The sequence below is a fragment of the Melaminivora alkalimesophila genome, from assembly GCF_000282995.1.
GTDB lineage: Bacteria > Pseudomonadota > Gammaproteobacteria > Burkholderiales > Burkholderiaceae_C > Melaminivora > Melaminivora alkalimesophila.
In genome coordinates, this window is record NZ_ALEE01000407.1 from 1 (window position 1) to 2,482 (window position 2,482).

Sequence of the window (2,482 nt, forward strand, 5' to 3'; positions counted from 1 at the left end):
TGCCGCCGATCCAGGCGGATACGTCGGCCACCCGGTGGCCTCGTTCGGTGATGTGCTTGACCGCTTCGATCTTGAACTCTTCGGGATAGGGCTGCTTTGGCATGGCACCTCCTGGTGGGCCTCAGGTTTGAGGCTCGAAAGTGTCTACTGGAGCCGGGGCGATTCAGACCTGGGTTTTGCGCGCACCAACCTGCGCGAGCTGCCCCTGCCCACCGGGATGCGGGGGGCCCAGTGGCTGCTGCAGGATTTCCTGCCGCGCATGGCCGACTACCACGTGGCGCGCGACCAGCCCGGCCGCAGGGGCGTGTCCTACCTGTCGGTGCACCTGCGTTTCGGCACCGTGTCGGTGCGCCAGCTGGCGGCGCTGGCGGCGCGGCAGGCCGCACGCGGCTGCGAGGGAGCCCAGGCCTGGCTGTCCGAGCTGGCGTGGCGGGACTTCTACTTCATGATCCTCTGGCACCACCCGCAGGTGGTCTCCCGCCCTTTCCGGCGCGAATACGAGGCGGTGCAGTGGGACGATGCGCCCGGGCTGTGGCAGGCCTGGTGCGAGGCGCGCACCGGCTACCCGCTGGTCGACGCCGCCATGCGCCAGCTGCTCCGGACCGGCTACATGCACAACCGGCTGCGCATGGTGGTGGCGAGCTTCCTGACCAAGGACCTGGGGATCGACTGGCGCCAGGGAGAGCGTTTCTTCGCGCAGCACCTGAACGATTACGACCTGGCGGCCAACAACGGCGGCTGGCAGTGGGCGGCCTCCACCGGCTGCGATGACCAGCCCTGGTTCCGCATCTTCAACCCGGTCACGCAATCGCAGCGCTTCGATCCGCAGGGCCGCTTCCTGCGCCGCTACGTGCCGGAGCTGGCCGCCGTCCCGGACCGGCACATCCATTTCCCGGCGGCGATGGGGCCGGCGGCGCTGGCGGCCTGCGGGCTGCGGCTGGGCGTCGATTACCCCTGGCCGGTGGTGGAGCACGCCCGGGCGCGCGCACGCACGCTCAGGCGGTTCTCCTTGCTGGGGCAGTCTGCGGACGGCTGATCGCCCGGCGGGGACGCAGGGTGCCGGCGGTCCTTCGGGCGCCGCCGTGCCCTGCGGTGCGGGATTGGGGCAGGGCCCGCGCACGACAGGCCATAATGGCGCCCGTCATTGGGGAGTAGCCGCTCTTCGTTCGAAGAGGCCTACGTCAACACACTTGGCCCGCAGGCCATGGCGTAGGCAGTCCCTTGGCCTGGCAAGACCTTTGACCACACCGCCTCCGGACTGGCCGGGGAAGCGGTGTGGTCATTCGTCTTCGAACCGGCCTTGAGGATATTTCGTGGAAGCTCTCTTCGTCTCGACGGGCGTCGTCGCCCTGGCCGAGATCGGCGACAAGACCCAGTTGCTGGCCTTCATCCTGGCGGCGCGCTTCAAGAAGCCCTGGCCCATCATCGCTGGCATTCTGTGTGCCACCCTGGTCAACCACGGCCTGGCCGGCGCCTTGGGCGCCTGGATCACGACCGCCGTGCCGCCTGAGATCCTGCGCTGGATCCTGGGCGCGTCCTTCCTGGGGATGGCCGTCTGGACGCTGATCCCCGACAAGATCGAGGAGGAAGAGACGCAGGTCGCGAAGCGCTTCGGCGTGTTCGGCGCGACCCTCGTGACCTTCTTCCTGGCCGAGATTGGCGACAAGACGCAGATTGCCACCGTGGCCATGGCGGCGCACTACGCCAGCCCGCTGCTGGTGGTCGTCGGCACCACGCTCGGCATGCTGCTGGCGGACGTGCCGGCGGTCTTCGTCGGCGACAAGCTGGCCCACCGTATTCCGATGAAGCTGGTGCACTCCATCGCGGCCGCGATCTTCGCACTCCTGGGGGTGGCGACGCTGCTGGGCGCGGGCTCGGGCTTCGGGTTGTGAGGGCCGCCGCGCCTCAGGCCAGCTCCGGGTTGCGGTAGTCCCGGATCAGCTCCACCAGTTCCTGCACTTCCTGGCTGAAGGAGACGATCGCCTGCTGCAGCCGGTCAATGAATGCCTCGTCCCGCCGCACGCGCCGCACCACGGTGCGTGCGTTGGGCGGGAAAGCGGGGTTGAAGCTCACGAAATCCCACCATTGCCGCCCGGTGATCCACAGGCAGCCCTGGATCTGGGGGGTGTAGATCGCCGGCTCGGCCGGCAGCGCCAGGTACTCTGCGTGGGTGCGCTCGCGCGGGCACTTGATCTCGACGCCTCCGTCCTCGTCCACCAGCCCGTCGGGCGAGGCGCCGCAGGGCAGGTGCTCGTGCAGGCAAAAGCCGACTTCGGTGACGAAATTGCCCGTGAGTGCCTCGTACTCCGCGCGGGCGATGGGCTCGCGCTCGGTGCCCAGCTCCATCGCCAGCGAGGTGTAGCCTTCCAGCGCGCGTCCGGTGAGGATCTCCAGCGCCAGCTGCGTGGCGTAGGCGCGCCGCGTCAGGCCCCGGCCGCCGGCCAGCACGTCGGCAAAGCGGCTGGCGGTTGCCTTGCCGAGC

Annotated in this window: 2 protein-coding genes, 1 pseudogene and 1 riboswitch; of the genes and pseudogenes, 2 read left to right on the forward strand and 1 reads right to left on the reverse strand. The window is 69.3% G+C overall.

Annotation, left to right across the window (positions count from 1 at the left end):
• Window positions 1-163: 163 nt before the first annotated feature.
• Together A612_RS07865 and A612_RS07870 are read left to right on the forward strand one after the other, a co-directional pair.
• Window positions 164-1,036: pseudogene (locus tag A612_RS07865) on the forward strand (cryptochrome/photolyase family protein); the annotation flags it as partial.
• Between the two features lie 98 nt (window positions 1,037-1,134).
• A riboswitch (yybP-ykoY riboswitch) is annotated at window positions 1,135-1,308 on the forward strand.
• A gap of 5 nt (window positions 1,309-1,313) precedes the next feature.
• Window positions 1,314-1,892, forward strand: a complete 579-nt coding sequence (locus tag A612_RS07870) for a TMEM165/GDT1 family protein (RefSeq protein ID WP_019373959.1) — start codon at window positions 1,314-1,316, stop codon at window positions 1,890-1,892.
• A 13-nt stretch (window positions 1,893-1,905) separates the two neighbouring features.
• On the opposite strand, the gene A612_RS07875 is transcribed toward A612_RS07870, so the two are convergent.
• Window positions 1,906-2,482 (reverse strand): lambda exonuclease family protein (locus tag A612_RS07875; RefSeq protein ID WP_019373960.1); only part of this gene is annotated, 577 nt, incomplete at its 5' end.